This is a genomic window from Streptomyces sp. NPDC025273 (genome assembly GCF_040638585.1).
GTDB classification, from domain to species: Bacteria; Actinomycetota; Actinomycetes; order Streptomycetales; family Streptomycetaceae; genus Streptomyces; species Streptomyces cinereorectus.
On the sequence record NZ_JBEZYP010000006.1, the window covers coordinates 193,552 to 215,186 of the forward strand.

Below are 21,635 nucleotides of genomic sequence, written 5' to 3' on the forward strand. Positions count from 1 at the left end.
GCACTCCTTCGGTCGACGGCCGATTGCGGACTCGGCGACCAGGATGGACTCCGCCGCGGCGGTACTGCGGGAGATCCCTGTGAGCACTGCACCAGTGGCTGGCAAAGGACACTCCATCGGCCGATGGCGGTGACGCCCGTGTTGACGAAGTCCCCGGGCTCCGGCCGGGCGCGCGTCACCTGCCGGGAGGAAGCCGGCCACGCTCTTGTCCAGCGGCCGGTCGGTGTACCGGGCGAGGAGGTCACCCGCCTTCTCCGGGTCCGGGCTACCGGAGAACCGATTCAGCAGGAGCCGAACACCGTCCGCCCGATCGGATTCGGTGCTCCGACGGAGGCGCTCACCCCTGGCACTCGGCGCATTCCACTTCCGTGGCCGGTGCGGGTACGGAGGGTCGAGGAGGGGATCGGCAGGTGCGGGTTCCTCGGGTCCGGTGTCCTGGACGCTGCCGCGTGTACGCCACACTGGCCGACGAACCAGCACCGCCGACCGTTCGCACATGAGTCGTCCGGCTTGCGCACAGTGGCCGGACGGTCGTGGACAAGGAGTTCTGTTTATGCCCCGCATCATGTCCGTCTCGGACAGCATCCTGGTCGAGGCGACCCCCTCGGCCGTGTACGCGCAGCTCAGCGACCCCACCGCGATGGGGCGCTGGAGCCCGGAGAACCGGGGTGCGCGGGTGCTCGGTGATCGCCGGTCCACCCATGTGGGCATGGTCTTCGAGGGCCGCAACAGGCGCGGTTCCCTCCGCTGGACGACCAAGTGCACGGTGACCGCCGCCGATCCGGGTGAGCGGTTCGCGTTCCGGGTGCACGCGATCGGGGCGAAGCGGCCGCGGCTGCCAGGGGCCATCGCACTGTGGGAGTACCGCTTCGAAGCGGTCGACGGCTTCACCCGGGTCACGGAGACATGGACGGACAACCGGCGGGCATGGCCCGATTTTCTCGCCAACGCGTTCGACCGTGTCGCGACACGGGGCCACACCTTCGCGGAGTTCCAGCGCGGGAACATCCGTACGACCCTGGAGCGGCTCAAGGCCGCGCTGGAGCAGGACGGAAAATCGACCGGGCCGGGTGAGGACACCGCGCGTCACGGCTGAGGCGTCAGCTGCGCGGTGGGTCCGGACGCTTCCGGGACGCCCGTGTGCGGCCCGGCCCCGGGCCGGGCTCCGGTGTTCGGCCTGCCCCGGGCCGGGCGCCGTCCCAGTGCGTGGGCCGGGTGAGGGCTGCGGGCAGTCGTGTGGCGGCGTTGCCCTTCGCCGCGTTCAGCTGGGCCTGGGTGAGGAAGAGCGCACCGGTCAGGTCCGCGTCCGAGAGCTCGGCGTCCCGGAAGTCGGCGCCGATGACATCGGCCCCGCGCAGATCCGCGGCACGCAGGTCGGCCGCGATGAGATAGGCCCCGCGGAGGTCGGCTCCCCGCAGGTCGGCGCCCCTGAGGCGGGCTCCGACGAGGTCGCCGCCCCGGTGACCGCGCTTCCTGCGCCGGGGAACGGTCGCGCGTACGAGTTCGCTCGTCCTGCCCAGCAGGGCGGCGACGCGGTCGCGGTGCTCCGACACGTCCAGGGCCGCGAGGTCCTCGGCGGTACCGCGGGTGAGGCGTTCGGTGGTGTCCCGTGCGCTGCGGAGATCGGTGTGCAGGGGCTCAGCGGCGGGCAGTGCGAGGGCTTCGGTGAGGTACCGGAGGAGCTCGTGGAGCTGTCGCATCACCGGGAAGACCTGGAACATCTGCTGGGCGGTGCCGGGGGCCCGCCGCCAGTCCCGGCCGCCGTACGTCTCCTGGGAGACCTTCTGTCCGGCGCCGAAGCAGTCGTACACCGTGCATCCGGAGAAGCCTTCCGGCCGCAGCCGGGTGTGGATGCCGCAGCGGAAGTCGTCCTGGAGGTTTCGACAGGGGTCGCCCGCGTCCTTGTCGATCGCGAAGTCCGCCGACGCGGTCAGGGTCAACGCGACGCAGCACAGCCCGAAACAGTTCGCGCAGTCGGCCCGCAGGGAAGCCGGCTCCGTCGCGGGCGCGGTGCTCGGGTCGTTGTCGGCCACGTGCCTGATTCCTCCGGTGTGTGCAGGGCGGGCCCAAGCCTATCGGGGCTGCCGACCCGGGCGGACACCCGATGTCAGTGGGGCGGCGCACACTGGGCTCACCAGCACGGCAACGCCGGAGAAGGGGACGCTTCATGGGAGCCTCGCAGGAGACCGGGTTCGAGCCCGCCACCGGTGACGGACCGCCGGATCCCGGACCGCTCGACATGCGGGCCGGCGCCGTGCGCACCGCGTTCGAAGGAATGCTGCACATCCGCCGGCTCACCAACACGGGGAACCCGGATCCCGAGGGCACCCCGGCACGCTGGGAGCTGCACCGTCCGGTGCGGGCCGTGGCCCTGGCCCTGGAGGCCGCCGGGATACCCGCATCGGCGGTCGGTGCGTCCGGGGAGCGTGCCGCTACGGGGTACCGGGTGTGCGAGGGCGAGCGGTCGGGCTCCGTGCGGGTGGAGTGGGCCGGTCCGCCGGGCAGCGGCGCGGCACACGGCGAGGAGGGTGGGCTGACCGGATGCGTCGCGGCGCTGCGGCAACTGGGCTGGACGGCTCTGCTGTACCGGGGGCCTCGACGGCGGCGGTTCCTCGAGGTCGAACCGCCCGCCGGTGCCGGGGGTACGGAGTCCGGCTGAGACGTTCCGTACCTGGTGAGAGGGCGTTGTCAGACCTGTGGGGGATGCTTGACGGTCCGACACCTCTGACCAGGAGATGCTGAGATGCGCCATCACGAAGTCGCTGCCGCCCAGGCGTACGTCCGGTTGCTGGAGGCCACTCGCGCCGTGCTCGCGGACCCGGCCGACGCTCCGCTGTACATGCCGCTGCTCGCCTCGCCGATCGAGGAGGCGGACGAGGCCCTGCGCAGCGCGGGCCTCAGCGGGAACGAGGACCGGCTCTTCGCTCTCGTGCGGGCGCTGCGGCCGAGCCTGTCCGGTTCCGGACGCTGAGCGTTCCGCGCGCGGTGGGTGCCCCGCTCCCCTGGGGAGGGAGCCCGGCACCCATCGCCGCGTGGCCGTCGGCTACCGGTCGGTGTACATGAGCGAGCCCGGGGTCGTGAGGAGTTCGCCCGTCTCCAGCCAGGTCTTCAGGCCGGAGAGGATCATCGGCCAACCGCCGTACAACTCGTCGTTGGCGCCCTCGCGCACGTCATGGGTGACGGTGAGCCGACAGGAGTCGCCGACCTGCTCGATCTCCCACGTGACGCGGGTGGGCCCTTCGCTCTTCACCTCCTCGCTCCAGAGCGCCACCATGCTCTGGACCAGCTTGCGCGGTGGATCGACCTCCAGGTTCTGGCCCTCCCCCAGCGGGCCGGGGGCACCCGGGGCGCCCATCTCGAAGCGTGAGCCCGGGGTCCAGTCGGAGGTGACGCGGGCGCCGAAGTTGTACTTGCTCCGGATCTCGGGGTCGGTGATCGCCTCCCAGAGGCGCTCGGGAGTGGTGCGGATGTAGATCTCGAAGACCTTCTCCATGGGATTCTCCAGTCGGCTCCTGAGGCTGCTGAGCCCTGCCGCCCAGGGCTCCGCATACTTGCTCACCCACCGGTCGTGGACGAGCCGGATGGGCACCGGGTTCAGGAAGTGGAGCTTTTCCCGGCCTCGCCGTCGGGTGACGACCAGACCCGCCGCTTCCAGCAGCTTGAGGTGCTTCATCACCGCGAACCGCGTGATGTCGAAGCGGGCCTCCAGTGCACTCAGGGTCTGCCCGTCCTCACGGAACAGCTCGTCGAGCAGACCGCGTCGCGTCGGGTCTGCCAGGGCCTTGAACACCGCGTCCATGGAACCAAAATATGTGACCTTTTGGTCACCTGCCAAAGCGGCCGGAGTAGCAAGCGCTTGCGGTGAATTGATTCAAGTCTCCAAGAAACTTGACTAGCTGCTTGACTGGGAGCATCACCCAAACCTAGCGTACGTTCCTGGTGAAACGATTCACATCCCCGATCCGACCGGTCGCCGGATGACTCTGCTTACGAGGTGTTCATGTCTGATGTGTCGGCCGTCAAGGCAGCTCTGAAGTCTCAGGTCATCGAGACGCCGTCCTGGGGTTACGGCAACTCCGGGACGCGCTTCAAGGTCTTCGCCCAGCCCGGAGTCCCGCGCGACCCGTTCGAGAAACTGGCGGACGCCGCGCAGGTGCACGCTCACACCGGGGTCGCTCCCAAGGTGTCGCTGCACATCCCGTGGGACCGGGTCGAGGACTACCCGGGGCTCACGAGACACGCCGCGGATCTCGGGCTGCGGATCGGGGCGATCAACTCCAACGTCTTCCAGGACGACGACTTCAGACTGGGCTCGGTGACCCACCCGGACCCGAAGGTCCGCCGCAAGGCCACCGATCATCTGCTCGCATGCGTCGACATCATGGACGCCACCGGCTCGCCCGACCTCAAGCTGTGGTTCTCGGACGGCACCAACTACCCCGGCCAGGACGACATCTCGGGCCGGCAGGACCGGCTGGCCGAGGCCCTCGCGGAGGTCTACGAACGGCTCGGCGACGACCAGCGGATGCTGCTCGAGTACAAGCTCTTCGAGCCGGCCTTCTACACCACCGACGTTCCCGACTGGGGCACCTCGTACGCCCACTGCCTCAAGCTCGGCCCCAAGGCGCAGGTCGTGGTCGACACCGGCCACCACGCACCGGGCACCAACATCGAGTTCATCGTGGCGTTCCTGCTGCGTGAGGAGAAGCTCGGGGCGTTCGACTTCAACTCCCGCTTCTATGCGGACGACGACCTGATGGCGGGCGCCGCCGACCCGTTCCAGCTCTTCCGGATCATGCACGAAGTGGTCAAGAACGGCGGTCTCGAGACGGAGACCAACGTCAACTTCATGCTCGACCAGTGCCACAACATCGAGGCCAAGATCCCGGCCGTCATCCGCTCGGTGACCAACGTGCAGGAAGCGACCGCGAAGGCCCTGCTGATCGACTCCGAGGCCTTGGCCGCGGCGCAGCGTTCCGGCGACGTCCTCGCCTCGAACGGGGTGCTCATGGACGCCTTCAACACCGACGTACGCCCGCTGCTCGCCGAGGTCCGTGAGGAACTCGGCCTGGCCCGGGATCCGTTCGCGGCCTATCTCGCCTCCGGCAATCAGGAGCGCATCGCCGCCGACCGGGTCGGCGGCGAACAGGCCGGCTGGGGCGCCTGAGCCACGCTCCCCACCCGCATGTCCCGCGCACCCGCCCTCCCACCTCGAAGGAACCCTCATGACGTCCGCGACGCACGCCGAAGTCGCCGCGCTCCTGGAGCGCGCTCACCGGATCGGATCCGACCCGCGCAACACCAACTACGCCGGTGGCAACACCTCCGCCAAGGCAACGGGGACCGACCCGGTCACCGGCGGCGAGACCGAACTGCTCTGGGTCAAGGGCTCGGGCGGCGACCTCGGCACGCTGACCGAGGCCGGACTCGCCGTGCTCCGGCTGGACCGGGTGCGGGCGCTCAAGGACGTGTATCCGGGGGTGGAGCGCGAGGACGAGATGGTGTCGGCCTTCGACTTCTGCCTGCACGGCAAGGGGGGCGCCGCGCCGTCGATCGACACCGCGATGCACGCCCTCGTCGAGGCCGCCCACGTCGACCATCTGCATCCGGACTCCGGGATCGCGCTGGCGTGCGCGGCCGACGGTGAGAAGCTCACCGCCGAGTGCTTCGGCGACAAGGTGGCCTGGGTGGGCTGGCGCCGTCCCGGCTTCCAGCTCGGTCTGGACATCGCGGCCGTCAAGGAGGCCAACCCGCGGGCGGTCGGTGTGATCCTGGGCGGCCACGGCATCACAGCCTGGGGCGAGACGTCCGAGGAGTGCGAGCGCAACGCGCTCTGGATGATCCGTACGGCCGAGACGTTCCTGGAGGAGCGCGGCAGGCCCGAGCCGTTCGGTGCCGTGCTGCCCGGCCGGGAGGCTCTCGCCGCCCGGGCGCGCCGGGAGAGGGCCGCGGCCCTCGCACCGGTGATCCGGGGTCTGGCCTCCACCGACCGTCCGCAGGTGGGGCACTTCACCGACGCGGCACCGGTGCTCGACTTCCTCTCCCGCTCCGAGCACCCGCGCCTGGCCGCGCTCGGAACGTCCTGTCCGGACCACTTCCTGCGGACGAAGGTCAGCCCGCTGGTCCTGGATCTGGCCGCCGACGCGCCGCTGGACGAGGCGGTGGCCCGTCTCCGGGAGCTCCACGGGGAGTACCGGGAGGCTTATCGCGCGTACTACGAGCGCCACGCCTCCCCCGGCTCGCCCGCGATGCGCGGTGCGGATCCGGCGGTCGTGCTGGTGCCCGGGGTCGGGATGTTCTCCTTCGGCAAGGACAAGCAGACCGCCCGGGTGGCCGGGGAGTTCTACCTCAACGCGATCAACGTGATGCGGGGCGCCGAGGCCGTCTCCTCCTACGCTCCGATCGAGGAGTCCGAGAAGTTCCGCATCGAGTACTGGGAGCTGGAGGAGGCGAAACTGCGCCGGATGCCCGAGCCCAAGGCGCTGGCCACCCGGGTCGCGCTGGTCACCGGCGCGGGGTCCGGCATCGGCCGGGCCATCGCGCAGCGACTCGTCGCGGAGGGTGCCTGTGTCGTCGTCGCGGATCTCCACGCGGAGAACGCGGCCGCGGTGGCGGCAGAGCTCGGCGGGCCGGACAGAGCCGTCGCCGTGACGGTCGACGTGACCGCCGAGGAGCAGATCACCGAGGCCTTCCAGGCGGCGGTGCTCGCCTTCGGCGGCGTCGACCTGGTCGTGAACAACGCGGGGATCTCCATCTCCAAGCCGCTTCTGGAGACCACCGCCCGGGACTGGGACCTCCAGCACGACATCATGGCGCGCGGTTCGTTCCTGGTGTCCCGGGAGGCGGCGCGGGTGATGCAGGCGCAGAACCTCGGCGGCGACATCATCTACATCGCGTCCAAGAACGCCGTCTTCGCGGGACCGAACAACATCGCGTACTCGGCGACCAAGGCCGACCAGGCGCACCAGGTGCGGCTTCTGGCCGCCGAGCTGGGCGAGCACGGTATCCGGGTCAACGGCATCAACCCGGACGGCGTGGTGCGCGGCTCGGGGATCTTCGCCGCGGGATGGGGTGCCCAGCGCGCGGCCACGTACGGCATCGAGGAGGAGAAGCTCGGCGAGTTCTACGCCCAGCGCACGATCCTCAAGCGCGAGGTGCTGCCCGAGCACGTCGCCAACGCCGTCTTCGCACTGACCGGCGGGGACCTCACACACACCACCGGCCTTCACATTCCCGTCGACGCCGGTGTGGCGGCGGCCTTCCTGCGCTGACCACGTGCGGCCGACCGTGTCCCGGGAGCGCTTCCCGGGACGCGGACCCGCCGGATCGGATGAGGTTTCCATGTCTGCGACTTCACGACACGACCCGGTGTTCGCCGCGGTGGACCTCGGTGCCACCAGCGGCCGGGTGATCACCGGCAGGGTGGGCCCCGACGAGCTGGTGCTGACCGAGGCACACCGCTTCGCCAACACTCCGGTGCGGCTGCCCGACGGGCTCCGCTGGGATGTGCTCTCCCTCTACCAGGGGATGCTGGACGGTCTGCGCGCGGCGGCGCGCAACGGTCCTGTCACCTCGGTGGGCATCGACACCTGGGCGGTGGACTACGGCCTGCTGGACTCCGACGGAGCGCTGCTGGGTATCCCGTTCCACTACCGCGACGGCCGCAACGCCCCAGCTGCCGATGCGGTGCTGGCAGGATGCGGCGCCCAGGATCTGTACGCCGTCAGCGGTCTGCAGCACCTGCCGTTCAACACCGTGTTCCAGCTCGCGGCCCATCGTTCCACCGCGCAGTGGGGATCGGCCCGGACACTGCTGCTGATGCCCGATCTGCTGGTGTACTGGCTGACGGGGACGGTGGGCGCGGAGGTGACCAACGCGTCGACGACCGGCCTGTTCGACGCACGGAGGGGCACCTGGTCCGATGAGCTGATCGGGCGGCTGGGCCTGGAGCGCTCGTTGTTCCCTCCGCTGCGCGAACCGGGTGAGCGGGCGGGCGCGCTCCTGCCGCACGTCAGCGAGTTCACCGGCTTGCCGGCGGGCACGCCGGTGACGACGGTCGCCTCGCACGACACGGCGTCGGCGGTGGCCGCCGTACCGGCCGCCGAGCCGGGCTTCGCGTACGTCTCGTGCGGCACCTGGTCGCTGGCCGGTCTCGAACTGGACGCGCCCGTACTGTCCGAGGAGTCCCGGGCCGCGAACTTCACCAATGAGCGCGGGGTGGACGGCACCGTCCGCTACCTTCGCAACATCATGGGCATGTGGCTGCTCGAGGAGTGCCGTCGCACCTGGGAGCGCGCGGGTACGTCCCCGAGTCTGGCCGGACTCCTCGCGGATGCGGCGCGTGCCCGGCCGTTCGCCGCGGTGATCGACCCCGACGATCCGGTGTTCCTGGCGCCGGGTGACATGCCGTCGAGGATCGACGAGGTGCTCACCGGGACCGGGCAGGCGCCGCCGGACGGCCCGGGCGGGTACGTACGGTGCGTGCTGGAGAGCCTCGCGCTGGCGCATCGCAGGACCCTGCGCCGGGCTGCCGCACTGGCGGGCCGCGAGCTGACCGGGATCCATCTGGTCGGCGGTGGCTCGCGCAACGAACTGCTCTGCCAGTGGACCGCCGACGCGACGGGACTGCCGGTCACCGCCGGACCGGCCGAGGCGACGGCGCTCGGCAACGTGCTGCTCCAGGCACGGGCCCACGGGCTGGTGGGTGGACTGGCCGACATGCGGCGGCTGGTCGCACGCACCCAGGAGCTGCGCCACTACAGCCCGCGGGGAGACCTGGGGAGCTGGGACAGGGCCGCGGACCGCCTGGAGGCGGCGCGGGTATGAGGGTACGCCGCCTCCACGCGGACCGGTGGGTGACCGGTGCCTGGTCGGCGACCGGCGGCGGCCCCGCCGGACGGTGGGCACGGGTCACCGTGCCGAGGCTTCGAGGCCGCCGCCGGTCTCCTCGGTGCCCCGTGCCGCGGTCGGGGGCCCGGTGGGCTGCGAACGCGTACGGTTGGCCGTGTGCCGGTCAGTGCGGGAACAGGCCCAGTTCCTGGTCACCCAGGGGCTCGAAGTGCCGGGCGACATCGGCGTCGGAGACCTCGCCCGGCTCCGCGGGATTCCACCGGGGGCTCCGGTCCTTGTCGATGATCTGGGCGCGCACGCCCTCCACCAGGTCGTGTCCGGTGAAGGCCCGGCAGGAGACCCTGAACTCCTGGTCGAGCGCCTCTTCGAGGCTGCCGAGGCGCTTCGCCCGGCGGACGGCGGCCAGGGTGACCTTGAGCGAGGTGGGCGATTTGGCGAGGAGCGTCGCGGCGTTCTCCTTCGCGGCGGGGACGCCGCTGTCCACGAGCCGTTCGATGATCTCTTCGACGGTGTCCGCGGCATAGCAGGCGTCTATCCACGGGCGGTGCGCGGCGAGTTCCCCCTCCGGGGGCGCGGCCGTGAAGCCGAGCACCGCGTCCGTCACTTCTACGGGGGTGGCGCTCCGCGAGAGCGCCGTAGTGAGATCCGGCAGCCGGTGCGACGGGACGAAGTGGTCGGCCAGCCCGCACGCGAGGGCGTCGGCCGCGTTCACTGCCTGCCCGGTGAGGGCGAGGTGGGTGCCGAGCTCGCCCGGCGCCGCGGCCAGCAGATAGGTTCCGCCCACGTCGGGGACGAACCCGATGCCGGTCTCGGGCATGGCGACGCGTGAGCGTTCGGTGACGACCCGGACGTCACCGTGGGCCGACACTCCCACCCCGCCGCCCATCACGATGCCGTCCATGAGGGCCACGTACGGTTTCGGGAAGCGGGCGATCCTGGCGTTGAGACGGTACTCGTCGCGCCAGAAGTCCACGGAGGCGCGCCGGCCGGCGCGAGCGTCCTCGTAGATCGACCGGATGTCCCCGCCCGCGCACAGACCTCGTTCGCCGGCGCCACTGATCACGACCGCGGTGACCGCTTCGTCGTCGCCGGCCAGGGTGAGCGCCTCGTCGATCCGGCGCACCATCGAGTGGGTCAGTGCGTTCAGGGCCTTGGGGCGATTCAGTGTGATGCGCAGGGTGTGGCCCTCGGTGTGCAGGAGGACGGGCTCGTCGTCGTACATGTGTGCGCTCCGCTCAGCCATGGGAGATCTCTGCGTGCCATTCTGCGACGACCGCCGTTCGGCCCCGGAGCCGGGGCTCCGGTGAAAGCGCTGTGGCACTCCCGCATCACCGGCTCGACAATTGAGACCTACGGGCCGCGACGTCCAGCAGCCCTGCCGGACGATCTCCGGAGCGGGAATGACCGACTCTTCATGGCGAGACGACCCCACCGACCCGACGCAGACCCGGTCCGACCGGGGCCACGGCGGCGAGACCGGTACGGCGGAACGCCTTGCCATGAACCGCACCGGCAGCTTCGAGTGGGATCTGGACGCCCGGAGCCTGGACATCGACGACGCCGGGCTGATGGTCTTCCGGGTGGATCCGGCGGTCTTCGACGCGCGCCCTTCCGCGGTGCTGGACCGGCTGGATCCGACGGAACGAGCCCGCCTGGAGGCGACGGTCCGCGAGGCCGTCAGGGGCGGGAGCAATTCCTACAGCGTCCACTTCCAGGTCCCCCTGCCGGACGGGTCCAGCCAGTGGACCCACGTACAGGCGCGGATCCTGCGGTCGGAGGACGGCCGGGCGCACCGTGTCATCGGTGTGGTGCGGGACGCGACGGCGGAAGTCACCCATTCGGCCTTCGTGCTGGATCTGGAAAAGCGCCGTCAGCGCCAGACCAATATCGTTGAACGCACAACGAGCGCGATGTCACGGGCGGTGACGGTGGACGACGTGACCGCCGCGCTCACCGGCCCGGGCGGTCTGGCCGGTCTCGGTGCGGACGGTCTGGCCCTCGGTCTGGTGGAGAATTCCGCGCTCAACATCATCGCGCTGAGCGGGGACTCCGTGGAGGTACTCGACGGCCTGGGGTCGGGCGCCCTCGACGCAGGGCTTCCGCTCGGGGACACGATCCTGAGCGGGCAGCCCCGGTTCATCACGTCGCTCTCTTCCCTGGTCCGGCGCTATCCGGTGCTCGAGCCGCATGTGGGCCGGCTGAAGTTCCACGCGGCCGCGTACCTCCCGCTCGTGGCCCAGGCGCGGCCCCTGGGCGGGCTGGCCCTCTTCTACCGCGAGCGTACGGTGTTCAGCGCCGACGAGCGGATCCTCTGCCTGGGACTGGCGGCCATCGTGGCGCAGTCGCTGCAACGCGCGATGCTCTTCGACGAGGAGCGCGAATTCGCCACCGGCCTCCAGTCGGCCATGCTGCCGCGGCGGATCCCGGAGATCGAGGGCGGCGAGATCGCGGTGCGCTACCACGCGGCGTGGAGCGGCCGTCAGGTCGGCGGCGACTGGTACGACGTGATCGCCCTCCCCAAGAGCCGCTTCGGCATCGTGGTGGGCGATGTGCAGGGTCACGACACCCACGCGGCCGCGATCATGGGCCAGCTGCGTATCGCCCTGCGTGCGTACGCCGCCGAGGGCCACCCGCCGTCGACGGTGCTGGCACGCGCTTCCCGGTTCCTCGCCGAACTGGACACGGACCGCTTCGCCACGTGTACGTACGCACAGGTGGACCTCGCCACGGGCACCGTGCGCGTGGTGCGCGCAGGGCACTTCGGCCCGCTGATCCGGCACACGGACGGGCGGGTCGGCAGCCCTCAGGTACGCGGAGGGCTGCCGCTCGGCATCTCCACGGTCTTCAAGGACGAGGAGTTCCCGGAGACCCGCCTCGACCTGGTCCCGGGCGAGACGTTGGTCCTGTACACCGATGGGCTGGTGGAGGAACCCGGCGGCGATGTCGACGCGGGCGTGGCGGCACTGATCCACGAGGTGAGCGATGGGCCCGCAGGGGCCGAGGAACTGGCCGACCACCTCTCGGACCGGCTGTGGGAACGCTGGGGTTCGGGCGACGACGTGGCCCTGCTCGTCCTGCGACGCAGCCCGGACCTCGGATCGCCGCGTGCTCCGCGGCTGCACCAGTACATCCACCAGGCCGACCCGGAGGGCCTTTCGGATGCGCGTGCCATCGTGCGTCAGGCCCTGTCGGACTGGGACATGGCCGGCCTGGCGGACGACGCGGAGATGGTCACCGGGGAGTTGCTGGTCAATGTGCTGCTGCACACGGAGGGTGGAGCCGTACTCACACTGGAGGTCCTGCCGGAGCCCGTCCGGCGGATCAGACTGTCGGTACAGGACCGGTCCAGCGCCTGGCCACGACGCCGCACTCCGGGTGAGACGTCCACCTCGGGGCGCGGGCTGCTGCTGCTCGACGCCGTCAGCACCCGCTGGGGCATCGAACCCCGCGGGGAGGGCAAGGCGGTCTGGTGCGAGATCGGTCCGACGCCCCCGCAGGAGAGCGCGCCGGAACGCGATGGGGGCGCACCGGACAGGAGTTGATGTGGTGCGCCTCCGCCCTGCCCGCCGGGACCCACCCACCCGCCGGCCGGACTGCCCGGGTTCGTCGGTGCTGCGTGGTCCGGCACTTGCGGACGGACCACAGGATTCCGCCACCGGCGAGCAGAACCACGACCACGGCGCCACCGATGACGGGAGTGGCGGCGGACGAGCCGGTCTCGGCCAGGGTCCGGCGCGCCGGGATTCGGCTCGGCCGGGGCCGGCGCGGTCTCCGTTGTCCGACCCGGTCCCGCGAGCGGGCACAGGAGCCGATCCGCACCGCCCCCTTGCGGATGGTCTGTCATGGTTGGTCAGGATGCAATCTCGGCCAGTTCCTGAATTCGGTACCGGATGCGGGGCGGGAAGATGGCTGGAAGGCACCGGGGGCAGCGCTCACCCACCGGCTGACGACGTGTTCTCAGAGGGCCTTGTGCATGATGTGCAGTCCGACATAGCCCTCCGTGGGGTGGTTGAAGCCTTCGGGAAGGGTCCCGATCACCTCGAAGCCCAGGGACCGGTACAGCCGCACCGCGTGGTGGTTCGTCTCCACCACGGCGTTGAACTGCATCGCGCGAAAACCCGCCGCACGCGCCCACTCCACGGTGTACTCGCACAGGGCCCGGCCCACGCCCTGACCCGAGTGCTGAGGGTCGACCATGTAGCTGGCGCTGGCGATATGGGAGCCGTTACCCATGTGGTTCCTGTTCATCTTGGCCGTACCCATTACCGTCCCGGCGTCGTCGACCGCGACGACCGCACGGCTCGGCGCCGGGACGAGCCACCAGTTCTGGGCGTCGTCCTCACCCAAATCCAGCGGGTAGGTGAACGTCTCGCCCGCGGTGACGATGTCCTGGAAGAACGGCCAGACGGCGGGCCAGTCCTCGGTGGTGGCTTCCCTGATCAGCATGGGGCAACGATGTCCGCGCCCCCGCGCGTACGCAACGCATTATCGATCACGGCTCCGCCGCCGGCCCAGGCCGATGCGGTCGAGCAGCCACCGCCCGCCCCCGGACCGGGCGCCGCCACGGCCCGGATCCCGGGCGGCCATCTGGGCCTGCTCGGGAACCGGCCCGAGTCCCGGGCCGTGGCCAGGCCGTGGGGCGGGCCGGGTCTCTCGCGCCCGGTCCAGCTCCATGCCGAGCCTGACCCGGCACCAGAGGATCTCGTCCGGATCGTCCGCCAGCATCAGGTGCCCCATGGCTTCCCTCCCGGAGACGGAGCCCGGGCGTCCGAAGGCAGGATCCGGGCGCACCCTGGCGAGGTACGCACGCTCATAGGGATCGTCCACCACCTCCGCGAGCTGGACCGGGTCAAGAGTCGATGCCTGGACCGCCGCACGGATCCATGGATCCTCGGTGCGGCTCAGCAGCCTGTCGATCCTGCGTGAGCGCCAGTTGCGCGCGCGCCGGTCGCTCCCGGCCTCCAGCATGGTGCGCATCCCGACCGGGCTCCTGCCGGTGAGCAGCTCCGGTTCCCTGGCGGCGAAGGCGACGAGCTCGTCGACGAGATAGAGCCACACCACCGCCCGGTAACGGTTCAGGTAGAACGCGACCGGTGAGACGCAGCCGATCCGCGCGAGACCCGTGAAGCGGCCGGGGCTGATACCGAGCAGCTGGGCGCCTTCCGCCGTCCCTGCCGTGCGCACCTTGACCCGAAGTGTTCCGGGAAACCCATCCATGGCGCGCAGCCGGTCGATCTCCTCCCGCCGGATCCGTGGCCTCCCGCCGGGCGAGTACTCGGCACTGATCAGCCCCAGATGAACGGCTAGGTCGAACTCCCCTCGTTTCAGAGCCAGTTCCTGAGCGGCACGTCCCGCGCTCACCGGACCCTCCCCGGCTCCCGTGGTCCTGTCGCCGCCCCCCGCCGCTCGCGCTCCTGCCCCGGCCGTTCGTGTGCGGGCGCCGTCCGTAACGGTCATGACCGTCCTCCCCCGTGAGGTCCCCGGGTGTCCCGTGCGGTCCCGAGTCGTCGAATACTCTCCGTGACCAAGGTAATCGGCGGAGGATCTTTTCGTGCGGCCTGTGGACAACTGCGCAACCTGGCGGAAGGTGCAGGTCAGAGGGGCTTGATGTCGTCGACTCCCTGGCGTGCCGTCACACCGAGGTGTTCGCCGACACGGTTCACCAGCAGGGTCATCTCATAGGCGACCTGGCCCACATCGGCCTCGGCCGCACTCAGCACGCACAGGCAGCTTCCGTCCCCCGCTGCCGTCACGAAGAGCATCGCCTCCTCGAATTCCACCATCGTCTGGCGGGCTCTTCCCGCCCCGAAGTGCCGCCCCGACCCCCGGGCGAGGCTCTGCAGCCCGGACGAGACCGCGGCCAGGTGCTCCGCGTCCTCGCGGGCCAGGTCCGTACTGGCCCCGGTCACCAGGCCGTCGTTCGACAGCACCAGTGCGTGCTGTATGTGCTCCACCCGGCTGGTGAGATCGTCAAGGAGCCAGTCAAGTCCCCGGTCCAGCGCCATGTGCTCGTCCTCCCCGTTCATCAGTTCCCCACGTCGTGCGCAAGCCTTGCGTACGGCTCCGCTGCGGGCAAGCGCCCCCGGACCCGCGGGGCGTCGCTTCACGCCACGGCCCCCTCGTAGGCCGAGGATGGGCGCATGGCACACCACATGACTGAGGACGAATGGCGGGCCTTCCTCTCGGAGGGCACCCGCACCGGCAAGGTGGCGACCGTGCGGGCGGACGGCAGCCCTCACATCGCTCCCGTCTGGTTTCTGCTCGACGGTGACGATCTGGTCTTCAACACCGGGAAGGAGAGCGTGAAGGGCCGCAATCTCGCGCGCGACGGCCGGGTGTCGGTGTGTGTCGACGACGACCGTCCTCCGTTCGCGTTCGCCGTGGTCCGCGGACATGCGGAACTGAGCGAGGATCTCGGCAACCTGCGGGAGTGGGCGACCCGTATCGCCTCCCGGTACATGGGCCGGGACGCCGCTGAGGAGTTCGGGGCGCGCAACGGCGTGGCCGGCGAACTGCTCGTGCGCGTGCGTATCGACAAGGTGCTCGCGATGGCTCGGGTCGCCGACTAATGCCGCGGCAGGCAACGTTTGCCCGTCAAGGAGCGGCGTCGGGTGCCTGCTCCCGGCGTGCCGGCCGGAAGTCCTCGTACCGGACGTACCTGGGCTTCCGGCCGGTGCGGCGAAAGTGCGTGCCGGGCGTCGCGACGGGGCGAACCTTGCCTGGTGCGGCACCGGCCGGCGCTGTCCGGCCGATGACGTGCCGGGCAGGTGTGCGGATCGTTGATGCGGGCATGGAGCCGGGTGATCCGAGCAATGGCAGGTGATGCCCGGTGGGGACGGCCGCAGCAGTTCCTGCCGGTCGGTAGTTGTGGCACGGTGGCCGCACACCTCCTACCCGATGAGTGTCTCCTTCGGGCGGACCACGCAGAATTCGTTGCCTTCCGGATCGGCCAGCACGGTCCATGACTCGATTCCGCTCTGCCCGACGTCCGCCCTGCGGGCGCCGAGCGCGAGGATGCGCTCGATCTCGGCGTCCCGGTCCTCCGCAGCAGACGTCAGGTCGAGGTGCAGACGGTTCTTGACGACCTTCCGGTCGGTCACGGGCATGAAGCAGATGCCCACGGGCGCGGCTTCGTCCGGCCCGATCACGACCTCGCGCTCCCGCTCGGACAGGATCCGCCATCTCAGCACCTCGGCCCAGAACCGGGCCAGGGCGGGCAGGTCATGGGCGTCGATGACGATGTGATGCAGCGAAACGGGCATGTCGGCCAGTGTGCCCGGTGATCGCCCGCGCAGGCCCGGAAGTTCGCCGAGCGCGGAGTCCGGCCGTTTCGCTTGCCGTTCCAGGGCGAGGGTGCGCCGGGGACTGCCTGTCGACGGAGCGCGTCCCGGGAAACCGGTCGCCACGGAGAACCGGCCGCCGCGGCAGCCGGCGACCCGGCGCGCACGTCCTCCGCGCGGCGGTGGCACGGCGGTCGGTGTGCGCGGCAGGTCCGGGGTCGTCGGGCGGGGTGTGCGCGATGGCCTTCTCGTTCCCGGTGTGGAGCTCGTACGGTGACAGGCGCCGGGGTGAGGAAGAGATACGAACCAAGTCCGACGGCGCGTGGGCGAGGACGAACCGCGTCACCGTGGCCCGGGTCACACTGTTCCCCACGAAACTGCTGAAATGCGACAGAGAGACTCCCGAACGATCAGGCAATGCCCGAACGCGCACGCCCTTTCGCGTCTTTTCGCACGGGTGTTGACTGCGCGATCATGTCCGTATGGCCGATGACCAGACACACGTCCAGGATTTCTTCTCCGTGCGGGCGGCGGACTGGGACAGCCGATTCCCCGACGACGGACCGGCCTATGCCGCGGCGGTCGGCGAACTCGGCCTTCGTCCCGGATGCACCGTGCTCGACGCGGGCTGCGGCACAGGACGGGCGCTGCCCGCCCTGCGTGCGGCGGTGGGACCCGCCGGCACGGTGCTGGGGGCCGATCTGACGCCTGCCATGCTGGACGCGGCGACGCGGGCGGGCCGGGGTGGGAGCGGCGCGCTGCTCGTGGCCGATGTCGCCCGGCTGCCGCTGCGCGCCGGCGCGCTCGACGCGGTGTTCGCGGCCGGGCTGGTCTCACATCTCGCCCACCCCGAGCGGGACTTCCGCGAGTTGGCACGGACAGTGCGCACGGGTGGCCGACTCGCACTGTTCCACCCGATCGGCCGTGCCGCGCTGGCCGCCCGGCACGGCCGCGGCCTCTCCGAGGACGATCTGCGGACGGAGCCCCGTCTCGTTCCCCTGCTGACCCGTGCCGGGTGGCGGGTGGACTCGTACACCGACGAGGACGACCGCTTCCTGGTACTCGCCGTGCGCAGGCGCTGAACGGCCCTCGTCACACGGAGCGCGCGGCGATGGCCCGTACCAGCGCGTCCGGACGGTCGAACATGAGGGTGTGCCCGGCCTCGGGGACGGTCTCCACCAGTACGCCGGCGGCGATCAGCTCCTCCCTGCCCGGGAGTTCACCGCTCAGCGCGCCCTGCAGGAACACGCGCTCGGCCCTCGACTCCATCAGCATGCGGCGCATCGTCGGGTCCGTGCCGCGCCTCAGACCGGTCGCCGAGCGGTGCAGGGCCAGCGGGTCGGCGAGCCGCATGGTGGCGGCCCAGGCCGGACCCACCCGGGCCAGCACACGGGCGAAGCCGTCGCCGCGGACGAACTGCTCCTCCGGCAGTGCGGCGATGCTGCTGCTCCCCGCGGAGGCCGGCGGGTGCGGGTCGAGATTGGCCTCGGTGAGGACGAGGCGCCGGACCAGCTCCGGACGCCGGTGCGCCAAGACGATCGCGACCGCGCCGCCCATGCTGTGGCCGATGAGGTCCGCCTCGCGCACCCCCGCTCCGTCGAGCGCGCAGGCCAGCGCGTCGGCGTGGTCCTCCAGCGTGTAGCCGAAATCCTGGGGCCGGTCGCTGATGCCGTGGCCGGGAAGGTCGACGAGGAGCGAACGGCGGCCCGACAGAGCCGGGTCGGCCGCGATGTGCGCGTGGTAGACGGAGGACATGGCTCCGAGCCCGTGCACGTACACCGTGGCCGGACTGGTGTCGTCGGCCGTCCCGCCCGACTCGGTCCATCGGATGACACTGCCCCGCTGATCGAACCGCGCCTCGCGCACAGGTCCACTCCCCCGTCTCACCCGTCGTCACTGCCCTTATCGCATCCGAGCATACATCGGTACCGATGTATGTCGAAATCGATGTACCACGTTCATGAGGGAGAATACGGGCATGCTGGAGCTCTCGATCCTCGGATTCCTGTACGACACCCCCCTGCACGGCTACGAGCTGCGCAAACGCATCACGGCCCTGACCGGGCATGTGAAGCCGGTCGCGGAGAGCACGCTGTACCCGGCCATCAAGCGGCTGGAGAAGGCAGGGCTGCTGGCCAGGGAGACGCAGCCGGGCAGCACGGCTGCGCCCCGGCATGTCCTGACGCTGACCGGGAAGGGCAGAACGGAGCTGCGGCGCCGTCTCGCCGAACCGGCCGGGGGTGACATCACCGACGAGAACCGGTGGTTCGTGGTCCTGGCGTTCCTGCGTCACCTGCCGGACGCGGCGGCCCAGGCGGAGGTGCTCCTGCGGCGGCTGGCCTTCCTGGAGGAGCCCGCGAGCTTCTTCTACGCAGGGGACCGGCCGCTGCGGGCCGAGGAACTGGACGACCCCTTCCGCCGGGGCATCCTCACGATCGCCCGGGCGACCAGTGAGGCCGAGCTGCGGTGGCTGCGGGCCACCCTCGGCTCACTCGGCCGGGGCGTCTGACGGCCGGCCGCGCGGGACCGGGCAGCCACGGACGCCCGGCGTGGGGAACGTCCCGAGCCTCGCGACCTCGTAGCCGTGCGGATAGCCCTTGATCTCGGGGTTCTGCCGGGCATGGTGAGCGGTGGAGCGCGGCGGCATCAGCCGTACCGCACGGGCTCGCAGGCGGAGCGCTCCATGGGTCAGCCCCCGGGCGACGGGGCCGGGACGTTCGTAGCGGAAGGCCCGCAGCAGCGAGTCGTCGAGCAGTGAGAGAGCGGCCCTGCGCACGACGGGTGCGAGCGGGCCCGGATACCAGGAGCCCATGAGGGCCAAGGTCGCGTCGGAGACCGCGCGTGCGCCCTCGTCCCAGCCGAAGTGCTCGTCCTCGTAGCTGTCGAGGGTGCGCTCGAAGTCCTCGTACGTCTGCGGCACGTCCTTGATGCCCAGATGTGTGCCGAGGGTGCGGTAGTAGGCGGCGAAGGCGCGCACCTCGTGGTCGGACAGGCGGCGCCAGCCGTAGGTGTCGAGCCAGCGCCTGGGGGTGACGACGAAGGTGCACAGCACGTAGCGCATGTCGTCTTCGCCGATGTCGTAGCTGCGGTGCATCCGGTTGATCCGCCGGATCGCCGTGCGCCCCTCCTCGCCTGCGAAACCGTGCTCCATGACGGTGTCGAGGAGAAGTACGGTGTCGTCGTACCGCTTCTGTGAACGCTCCGTCAGTTCCCCCGTCCGTGCGAGGAGTCGGCCGATGCCGGGCACGGCATAGGTGCGGTACAGGGCGAGTTCGAGTGCGCGGGTGATGTCCCAGGGGAATTCGTACGTGACGGTGAGCCGGTAGATCTCGAGGAAGTCCCGCTCCGGATCGAGCCGCTGGATCTCCCTGAGCCGTTCGAACCGCTTCACCCTCGTGTCTCCCCTCGGCCGGAGGTACGAGCCTACGCGGGGCCGGACGGGCGGGCACCACGACGCGACGGCGGTTCCGGCGCGCCGGAACGGCGGCCGGCGGCATCCCGCCGCGTGGACGATACCCCTTGTCAGGGCCTCGACGGCAAGGTTACCGAGTAGTTAGGGTGCGCCGACGGACCAAGCGATGAGTGACCGGACGACATGGGATGAGGAGGGTGCTGTGGCCAGGACGGACGACACGGTCGCCGACGAGGACGCGCTGTTCGTACTGACGGCGGTGCTGCTGACCCCCGCGCAGTTCCCGAGCGTGCTCGGTGACGACTACGTGGCCGCGTGCGACGCGCTCGGCCTTGAGCCGTACGCGGAGGGGTACGGTCTCGTGCTCGGCCAGGACGGTGGCGGCGCCCGCTGGACGGTCGTCGTCGAAGACGTCTCCCTGGTGGCCGTCGCCATCGCCTCGTGGGACTGCGGCATGACGTACGACCTCTCCCCCGACGACCGGTCGGTGGTGTGCGCGTTGCCTGGCTGGCCGCTGGCCCTGGCGGTCGCGGCGCCCGGTGTACCCGAGCCGCACGACCCGGAGCCGGACCCGGCTGCCGAGGGGACGGACCCGGCGCCGCTGGCCCCGCCGGACACCGAGGTCTGGGGGGCGGCCCAGCGGCGCCTCGGTGCGGACGAGATCGCCCTGCAGTGGGCCGCCTGGCGTGAGCAGATCGACGACGAGACCGCGTTCGGCCGGACGGACGGCAACGCACCTGATGACGGACAGGCTGCCCCGGAGGGGGCGCGGAGCAGCGGCTCGGGTCGGCATCCCGGGGTGCGCAGGGTGCTCGACGAGGCCCTCGCGTACGTGACCGACCCGCCCCCGCCCGGGCGGATACGCTCCGCGTTCGCCCCTGGTGGAGCCCGTACGCTGCGCGTCGACGGCCCCGGATGGTCGCTGGTCGCCAGGACCGACGACATCGCGTTCGTCCTGCTGGACGAGGAGCCGGGCGAGGTCCTGCCCATCGGCCGGGGACCTGAGCTGCCGGGGCTGCTGGAGTCACTGGACGAGCTGGCGGTCAGGCCTGCCTGAGCCGCCGGTGCCCGAGGGCGTCTCCGGGCGTCACACGGGGGCGCAGGCTCATCGCCCGCAGGGGTGGGCCGGCTCTCGAACGTCTCCGCCGGGTCGTGGGCCGCCCGGACCCGGGCGGCGAGGAAGCCCCGTTCGCCAGTGCCGCGGCAGGCAACGTTTGCCCGTCGAGGAGCGGCGTCGGGTGCGGGCTTTCGGCCGGTGCGGCGAGAGTGCATGCCGGGCGTCGCGACGGGGCGAACGTCGCCTGTTGCGGCCCTAGACCCGCTCCAGCCGACGGTGCGGCTCGGCGGGCAGCTCCGCCCTGACCGGATCGCCGGGCCGCAGGACGCCGCCGGCCACGACCACTCCCATGATTCCGGCCCTGCGGACGATGGCGCCGGTCCGGTCGCGGCCGACGACCTGCTTGAGCAGGCCGTCCTGGAAGTTGTCGATCTGCAGGCATGGGTTGCGCAGCCCGGTCACCTCGACGACGGCTTCGTCGCCGAGGTGCAGCAGGGTGCCCACGGGGAGGGCCAGGAGGTCGATTCCAACGGTTGTGACGTTCTCCCCGAGGTCGCCGGGGGCGACCTCGAACCCGGCGTCCCGCAGCTCGGCGAAGAGCTCCTGATGGATCAGGTGGACCTGACGGAGATTGGGCTGCGTCGGGTCCTGGGCGACCCTGGAACGGTGCTTGACCGTGACACCGGCGTGCACGTCGCCCTCCACGCCGAGGCCGGCCAGGAGCGTGATGCTGTCCCTGTTCGGCTTGGTGAACGCGTACACGTCGTTGCTGCTCACCGCCGCGACTGTGCTGTTCAGCGCCCTATCTCCTTGCGGCCGATCCTGCGGAGCCTGCGTCGCTGTGACGGGTCGAGCATCAGGTAACCCACGGCGGGCACCCCGATGAGAACCAGCAGCGACCACCAGAATCCGATGAACGGAATCAGTATGACTGCCGCGACGACGCCCCCGATGGCGATCTTTGCACCGTTCGACATGATCGTGCCTCCTCCGCGGCCGGAGCCGCTCCTGATGTGAGAACGCCTGCGCCCGCCCA

22 protein-coding genes and 1 pseudogene are annotated in these 21,635 nt (G+C 70.9%); 11 read left to right on the forward strand and 12 right to left on the reverse strand.

Going from position 1 to position 21,635, the window contains the following annotated elements; genetic code table 11:
• Nucleotides 1–553: 553 nt before the first annotated feature.
• On the forward strand, nucleotides 554–1,096 hold the full coding sequence (locus tag AB0F38_RS13250) for an SRPBCC family protein (protein WP_361891151.1): 543 nt from the start codon (nucleotides 554–556) through the stop codon (nucleotides 1,094–1,096).
• A 4-nt stretch (nucleotides 1,097–1,100) separates the two neighbouring features.
• Here the strand turns inward: AB0F38_RS13250 and AB0F38_RS13255 are convergent, their stop codons facing one another.
• On the reverse strand, nucleotides 1,101–2,033 hold the full coding sequence (locus AB0F38_RS13255; RefSeq protein WP_361891154.1) for a pentapeptide repeat-containing protein: 933 nt from the start codon (nucleotides 2,031–2,033) through the stop codon (nucleotides 1,101–1,103).
• Nucleotides 2,034–2,167: 134 nt separating this feature from the next.
• Between AB0F38_RS13255 and AB0F38_RS13260 the strand changes: the two genes are divergently transcribed.
• Nucleotides 2,168–2,659 carry a hypothetical protein gene (locus AB0F38_RS13260; protein ID WP_361891157.1) on the forward strand — a complete coding sequence of 164 codons (492 nt, stop codon included), beginning with the start codon at nucleotides 2,168–2,170 and terminating at the stop codon, nucleotides 2,657–2,659.
• Nucleotides 2,660–2,743: 84 nt separating this feature from the next.
• The gene (locus AB0F38_RS13265; RefSeq protein ID WP_361891160.1) at nucleotides 2,744–2,971 is read left to right on the forward strand and encodes a hypothetical protein; all 228 of its coding nucleotides are present in this window, start codon (nucleotides 2,744–2,746) and stop codon (nucleotides 2,969–2,971) included.
• Between the two features lie 72 nt (nucleotides 2,972–3,043).
• Here the strand turns inward: AB0F38_RS13265 and AB0F38_RS13270 are convergent, their stop codons facing one another.
• On the reverse strand, nucleotides 3,044–3,799 hold the full coding sequence (locus AB0F38_RS13270; RefSeq protein ID WP_361891163.1) for a metalloregulator ArsR/SmtB family transcription factor: 756 nt from the start codon (nucleotides 3,797–3,799) through the stop codon (nucleotides 3,044–3,046).
• Nucleotides 3,800–4,000: 201 nt separating this feature from the next.
• On the opposite strand from AB0F38_RS13270, the gene rhaI reads away from it, so the two are divergent.
• The 3 genes from rhaI (at nucleotide 4,001) to AB0F38_RS13285 (ending at nucleotide 8,826) form a co-directional block, all read left to right on the forward strand.
• Entirely contained in the window at nucleotides 4,001–5,167 is a 1,167-nt protein-coding gene (gene rhaI, locus AB0F38_RS13275) for an L-rhamnose isomerase (RefSeq protein ID WP_361891166.1), read from the forward strand.
• Between the two features lie 58 nt (nucleotides 5,168–5,225).
• Nucleotides 5,226–7,271: a bifunctional aldolase/short-chain dehydrogenase gene (locus AB0F38_RS13280; protein WP_361891169.1), complete on the forward strand. Its 2,046-nt coding sequence runs from the start codon at nucleotides 5,226–5,228 to the stop codon at nucleotides 7,269–7,271.
• A 70-nt stretch (nucleotides 7,272–7,341) separates the two neighbouring features.
• Entirely contained in the window at nucleotides 7,342–8,826 is a 1,485-nt protein-coding gene (locus AB0F38_RS13285) for a rhamnulokinase family protein (RefSeq protein WP_361891172.1), read from the forward strand.
• Nucleotides 8,827–9,013: 187 nt separating this feature from the next.
• Here AB0F38_RS13285 and AB0F38_RS13290 read toward each other — a convergent pair whose 3' ends face one another.
• Nucleotides 9,014–10,072: an enoyl-CoA hydratase/isomerase family protein gene (locus AB0F38_RS13290; RefSeq protein WP_361891521.1), complete on the reverse strand. Its 1,059-nt coding sequence runs from the start codon at nucleotides 10,070–10,072 to the stop codon at nucleotides 9,014–9,016.
• 178 nt (nucleotides 10,073–10,250) lie between these two features.
• On the opposite strand from AB0F38_RS13290, the gene AB0F38_RS13295 reads away from it, so the two are divergent.
• Entirely contained in the window at nucleotides 10,251–12,392 is a 2,142-nt protein-coding gene (locus AB0F38_RS13295) for a SpoIIE family protein phosphatase (RefSeq protein ID WP_361891175.1), read from the forward strand.
• 67 nt (nucleotides 12,393–12,459) lie between these two features.
• On the opposite strand, the pseudogene AB0F38_RS13300 reads toward AB0F38_RS13295, so the two are convergent.
• The 4 genes and pseudogenes from AB0F38_RS13300 to AB0F38_RS13315 all read right to left on the reverse strand — a co-directional run.
• Nucleotides 12,460–12,628 (reverse strand): annotated as a pseudogene (locus AB0F38_RS13300) (LAETG motif-containing sortase-dependent surface protein); the annotation flags it as partial.
• 179 nt (nucleotides 12,629–12,807) lie between these two features.
• The gene (locus tag AB0F38_RS13305) at nucleotides 12,808–13,296 is read right to left on the reverse strand and encodes a GNAT family N-acetyltransferase (RefSeq protein WP_361891177.1); all 489 of its coding nucleotides are present in this window, start codon (nucleotides 13,294–13,296) and stop codon (nucleotides 12,808–12,810) included.
• Nucleotides 13,297–13,335: 39 nt separating this feature from the next.
• Complete coding sequence (locus AB0F38_RS13310) at nucleotides 13,336–14,307, reverse strand: DUF6397 family protein (RefSeq protein WP_361891180.1); 972 nt, start codon at nucleotides 14,305–14,307, stop codon at nucleotides 13,336–13,338.
• Nucleotides 14,308–14,444: 137 nt separating this feature from the next.
• Nucleotides 14,445–14,855, reverse strand: coding sequence for a roadblock/LC7 domain-containing protein (locus AB0F38_RS13315; protein WP_361891524.1), 411 nt, complete (start codon nucleotides 14,853–14,855; stop codon nucleotides 14,445–14,447).
• 135 nt (nucleotides 14,856–14,990) lie between these two features.
• On the opposite strand from AB0F38_RS13315, the gene AB0F38_RS13320 reads away from it, so the two are divergent.
• Nucleotides 14,991–15,419: a PPOX class F420-dependent oxidoreductase gene (locus AB0F38_RS13320; RefSeq protein ID WP_361891183.1), complete on the forward strand. Its 429-nt coding sequence runs from the start codon at nucleotides 14,991–14,993 to the stop codon at nucleotides 15,417–15,419.
• A 321-nt stretch (nucleotides 15,420–15,740) separates the two neighbouring features.
• On the opposite strand, the gene AB0F38_RS13325 is transcribed toward AB0F38_RS13320, so the two are convergent.
• Nucleotides 15,741–16,112: a VOC family protein gene (locus AB0F38_RS13325; protein ID WP_361891186.1), complete on the reverse strand. Its 372-nt coding sequence runs from the start codon at nucleotides 16,110–16,112 to the stop codon at nucleotides 15,741–15,743.
• Nucleotides 16,113–16,612: 500 nt separating this feature from the next.
• Here AB0F38_RS13325 and AB0F38_RS13330 point away from each other — a divergent pair, with 500 nt between their 5' ends.
• Complete coding sequence (locus AB0F38_RS13330; protein ID WP_361891188.1) at nucleotides 16,613–17,212, forward strand: methyltransferase domain-containing protein; 600 nt, start codon at nucleotides 16,613–16,615, stop codon at nucleotides 17,210–17,212.
• Between the two features lie 10 nt (nucleotides 17,213–17,222).
• Here the strand turns inward: AB0F38_RS13330 and AB0F38_RS13335 are convergent, their stop codons facing one another.
• The gene (locus tag AB0F38_RS13335; protein ID WP_361891191.1) at nucleotides 17,223–17,996 is read right to left on the reverse strand and encodes an alpha/beta hydrolase; all 774 of its coding nucleotides are present in this window, start codon (nucleotides 17,994–17,996) and stop codon (nucleotides 17,223–17,225) included.
• 112 nt (nucleotides 17,997–18,108) lie between these two features.
• Here AB0F38_RS13335 and AB0F38_RS13340 point away from each other — a divergent pair, with 112 nt between their 5' ends.
• On the forward strand, nucleotides 18,109–18,639 hold the full coding sequence (locus AB0F38_RS13340; protein ID WP_361891194.1) for a PadR family transcriptional regulator: 531 nt from the start codon (nucleotides 18,109–18,111) through the stop codon (nucleotides 18,637–18,639).
• Here the strand turns inward: AB0F38_RS13340 and AB0F38_RS13345 are convergent.
• Nucleotides 18,619–19,521 (reverse strand): oxygenase MpaB family protein, encoded by a 903-nt coding sequence (locus AB0F38_RS13345; RefSeq protein WP_361891196.1) that lies wholly within the window; start codon nucleotides 19,519–19,521, stop codon nucleotides 18,619–18,621. The genes AB0F38_RS13340 and AB0F38_RS13345 overlap by 21 nt on opposite strands.
• Before the next feature lie 223 nt (nucleotides 19,522–19,744).
• Between AB0F38_RS13345 and AB0F38_RS13350 the strand changes: the two genes are divergently transcribed.
• A complete protein-coding gene (locus tag AB0F38_RS13350; protein WP_361891199.1) occupies nucleotides 19,745–20,599 on the forward strand; it encodes a hypothetical protein in 855 nt (284 codons plus the stop codon).
• A gap of 255 nt (nucleotides 20,600–20,854) precedes the next feature.
• On the opposite strand, the gene AB0F38_RS13355 is transcribed toward AB0F38_RS13350, so the two are convergent.
• Together AB0F38_RS13355 and AB0F38_RS13360 are read right to left on the reverse strand one after the other, a co-directional pair.
• Nucleotides 20,855–21,397: an MOSC domain-containing protein gene (locus tag AB0F38_RS13355; RefSeq protein ID WP_361891526.1), complete on the reverse strand. Its 543-nt coding sequence runs from the start codon at nucleotides 21,395–21,397 to the stop codon at nucleotides 20,855–20,857.
• Nucleotides 21,394–21,576: a hypothetical protein gene (locus AB0F38_RS13360; protein WP_361891202.1), complete on the reverse strand. Its 183-nt coding sequence runs from the start codon at nucleotides 21,574–21,576 to the stop codon at nucleotides 21,394–21,396. The genes AB0F38_RS13355 and AB0F38_RS13360 overlap by 4 nt, the downstream gene beginning before the upstream one ends.
• Nucleotides 21,577–21,635 lie beyond the last annotated feature (59 nt).

Bases quoted from the DNA above. Each gene is read 5' to 3' on its own strand.
- AB0F38_RS13290 (WP_361891521.1), bottom strand. From the start codon at position 10,072: ATGTACGACGACGAGCCCGTCCTCCTGCACACCGAGGGCCACACCCTG.
- AB0F38_RS13270 (WP_361891163.1), bottom strand. From the start codon at position 3,799: ATGGACGCGGTGTTCAAGGCCCTGGCAGACCCGACGCGACGCGGTCTG.
- AB0F38_RS13315 (WP_361891524.1), bottom strand. From the start codon at position 14,855: ATGGCGCTGGACCGGGGACTTGACTGGCTCCTTGACGATCTCACCAGC.
- AB0F38_RS13260 (WP_361891157.1), top strand. From the start codon at position 2,168: ATGGGAGCCTCGCAGGAGACCGGGTTCGAGCCCGCCACCGGTGACGGA.
- AB0F38_RS13265 (WP_361891160.1), top strand. From the start codon at position 2,744: ATGCGCCATCACGAAGTCGCTGCCGCCCAGGCGTACGTCCGGTTGCTG.
- AB0F38_RS13310 (WP_361891180.1), bottom strand. From the start codon at position 14,307: ATGACCGTTACGGACGGCGCCCGCACACGAACGGCCGGGGCAGGAGCG.
- AB0F38_RS13330 (WP_361891188.1), top strand. From the start codon at position 16,613: ATGGCCGATGACCAGACACACGTCCAGGATTTCTTCTCCGTGCGGGCG.
- AB0F38_RS13305 (WP_361891177.1), bottom strand. From the start codon at position 13,296: ATGCTGATCAGGGAAGCCACCACCGAGGACTGGCCCGCCGTCTGGCCG.
- AB0F38_RS13285 (WP_361891172.1), top strand. From the start codon at position 7,342: ATGTCTGCGACTTCACGACACGACCCGGTGTTCGCCGCGGTGGACCTC.
- AB0F38_RS13340 (WP_361891194.1), top strand. From the start codon at position 18,109: ATGCTGGAGCTCTCGATCCTCGGATTCCTGTACGACACCCCCCTGCAC.
- AB0F38_RS13320 (WP_361891183.1), top strand. From the start codon at position 14,991: ATGGCACACCACATGACTGAGGACGAATGGCGGGCCTTCCTCTCGGAG.
- rhaI (WP_361891166.1), top strand. From the start codon at position 4,001: ATGTCTGATGTGTCGGCCGTCAAGGCAGCTCTGAAGTCTCAGGTCATC.
- AB0F38_RS13360 (WP_361891202.1), bottom strand. From the start codon at position 21,576: ATGTCGAACGGTGCAAAGATCGCCATCGGGGGCGTCGTCGCGGCAGTC.
- AB0F38_RS13295 (WP_361891175.1), top strand. From the start codon at position 10,251: ATGACCGACTCTTCATGGCGAGACGACCCCACCGACCCGACGCAGACC.
- AB0F38_RS13250 (WP_361891151.1), top strand. From the start codon at position 554: ATGCCCCGCATCATGTCCGTCTCGGACAGCATCCTGGTCGAGGCGACC.
- AB0F38_RS13325 (WP_361891186.1), bottom strand. From the start codon at position 16,112: ATGCCCGTTTCGCTGCATCACATCGTCATCGACGCCCATGACCTGCCC.
- AB0F38_RS13280 (WP_361891169.1), top strand. From the start codon at position 5,226: ATGACGTCCGCGACGCACGCCGAAGTCGCCGCGCTCCTGGAGCGCGCT.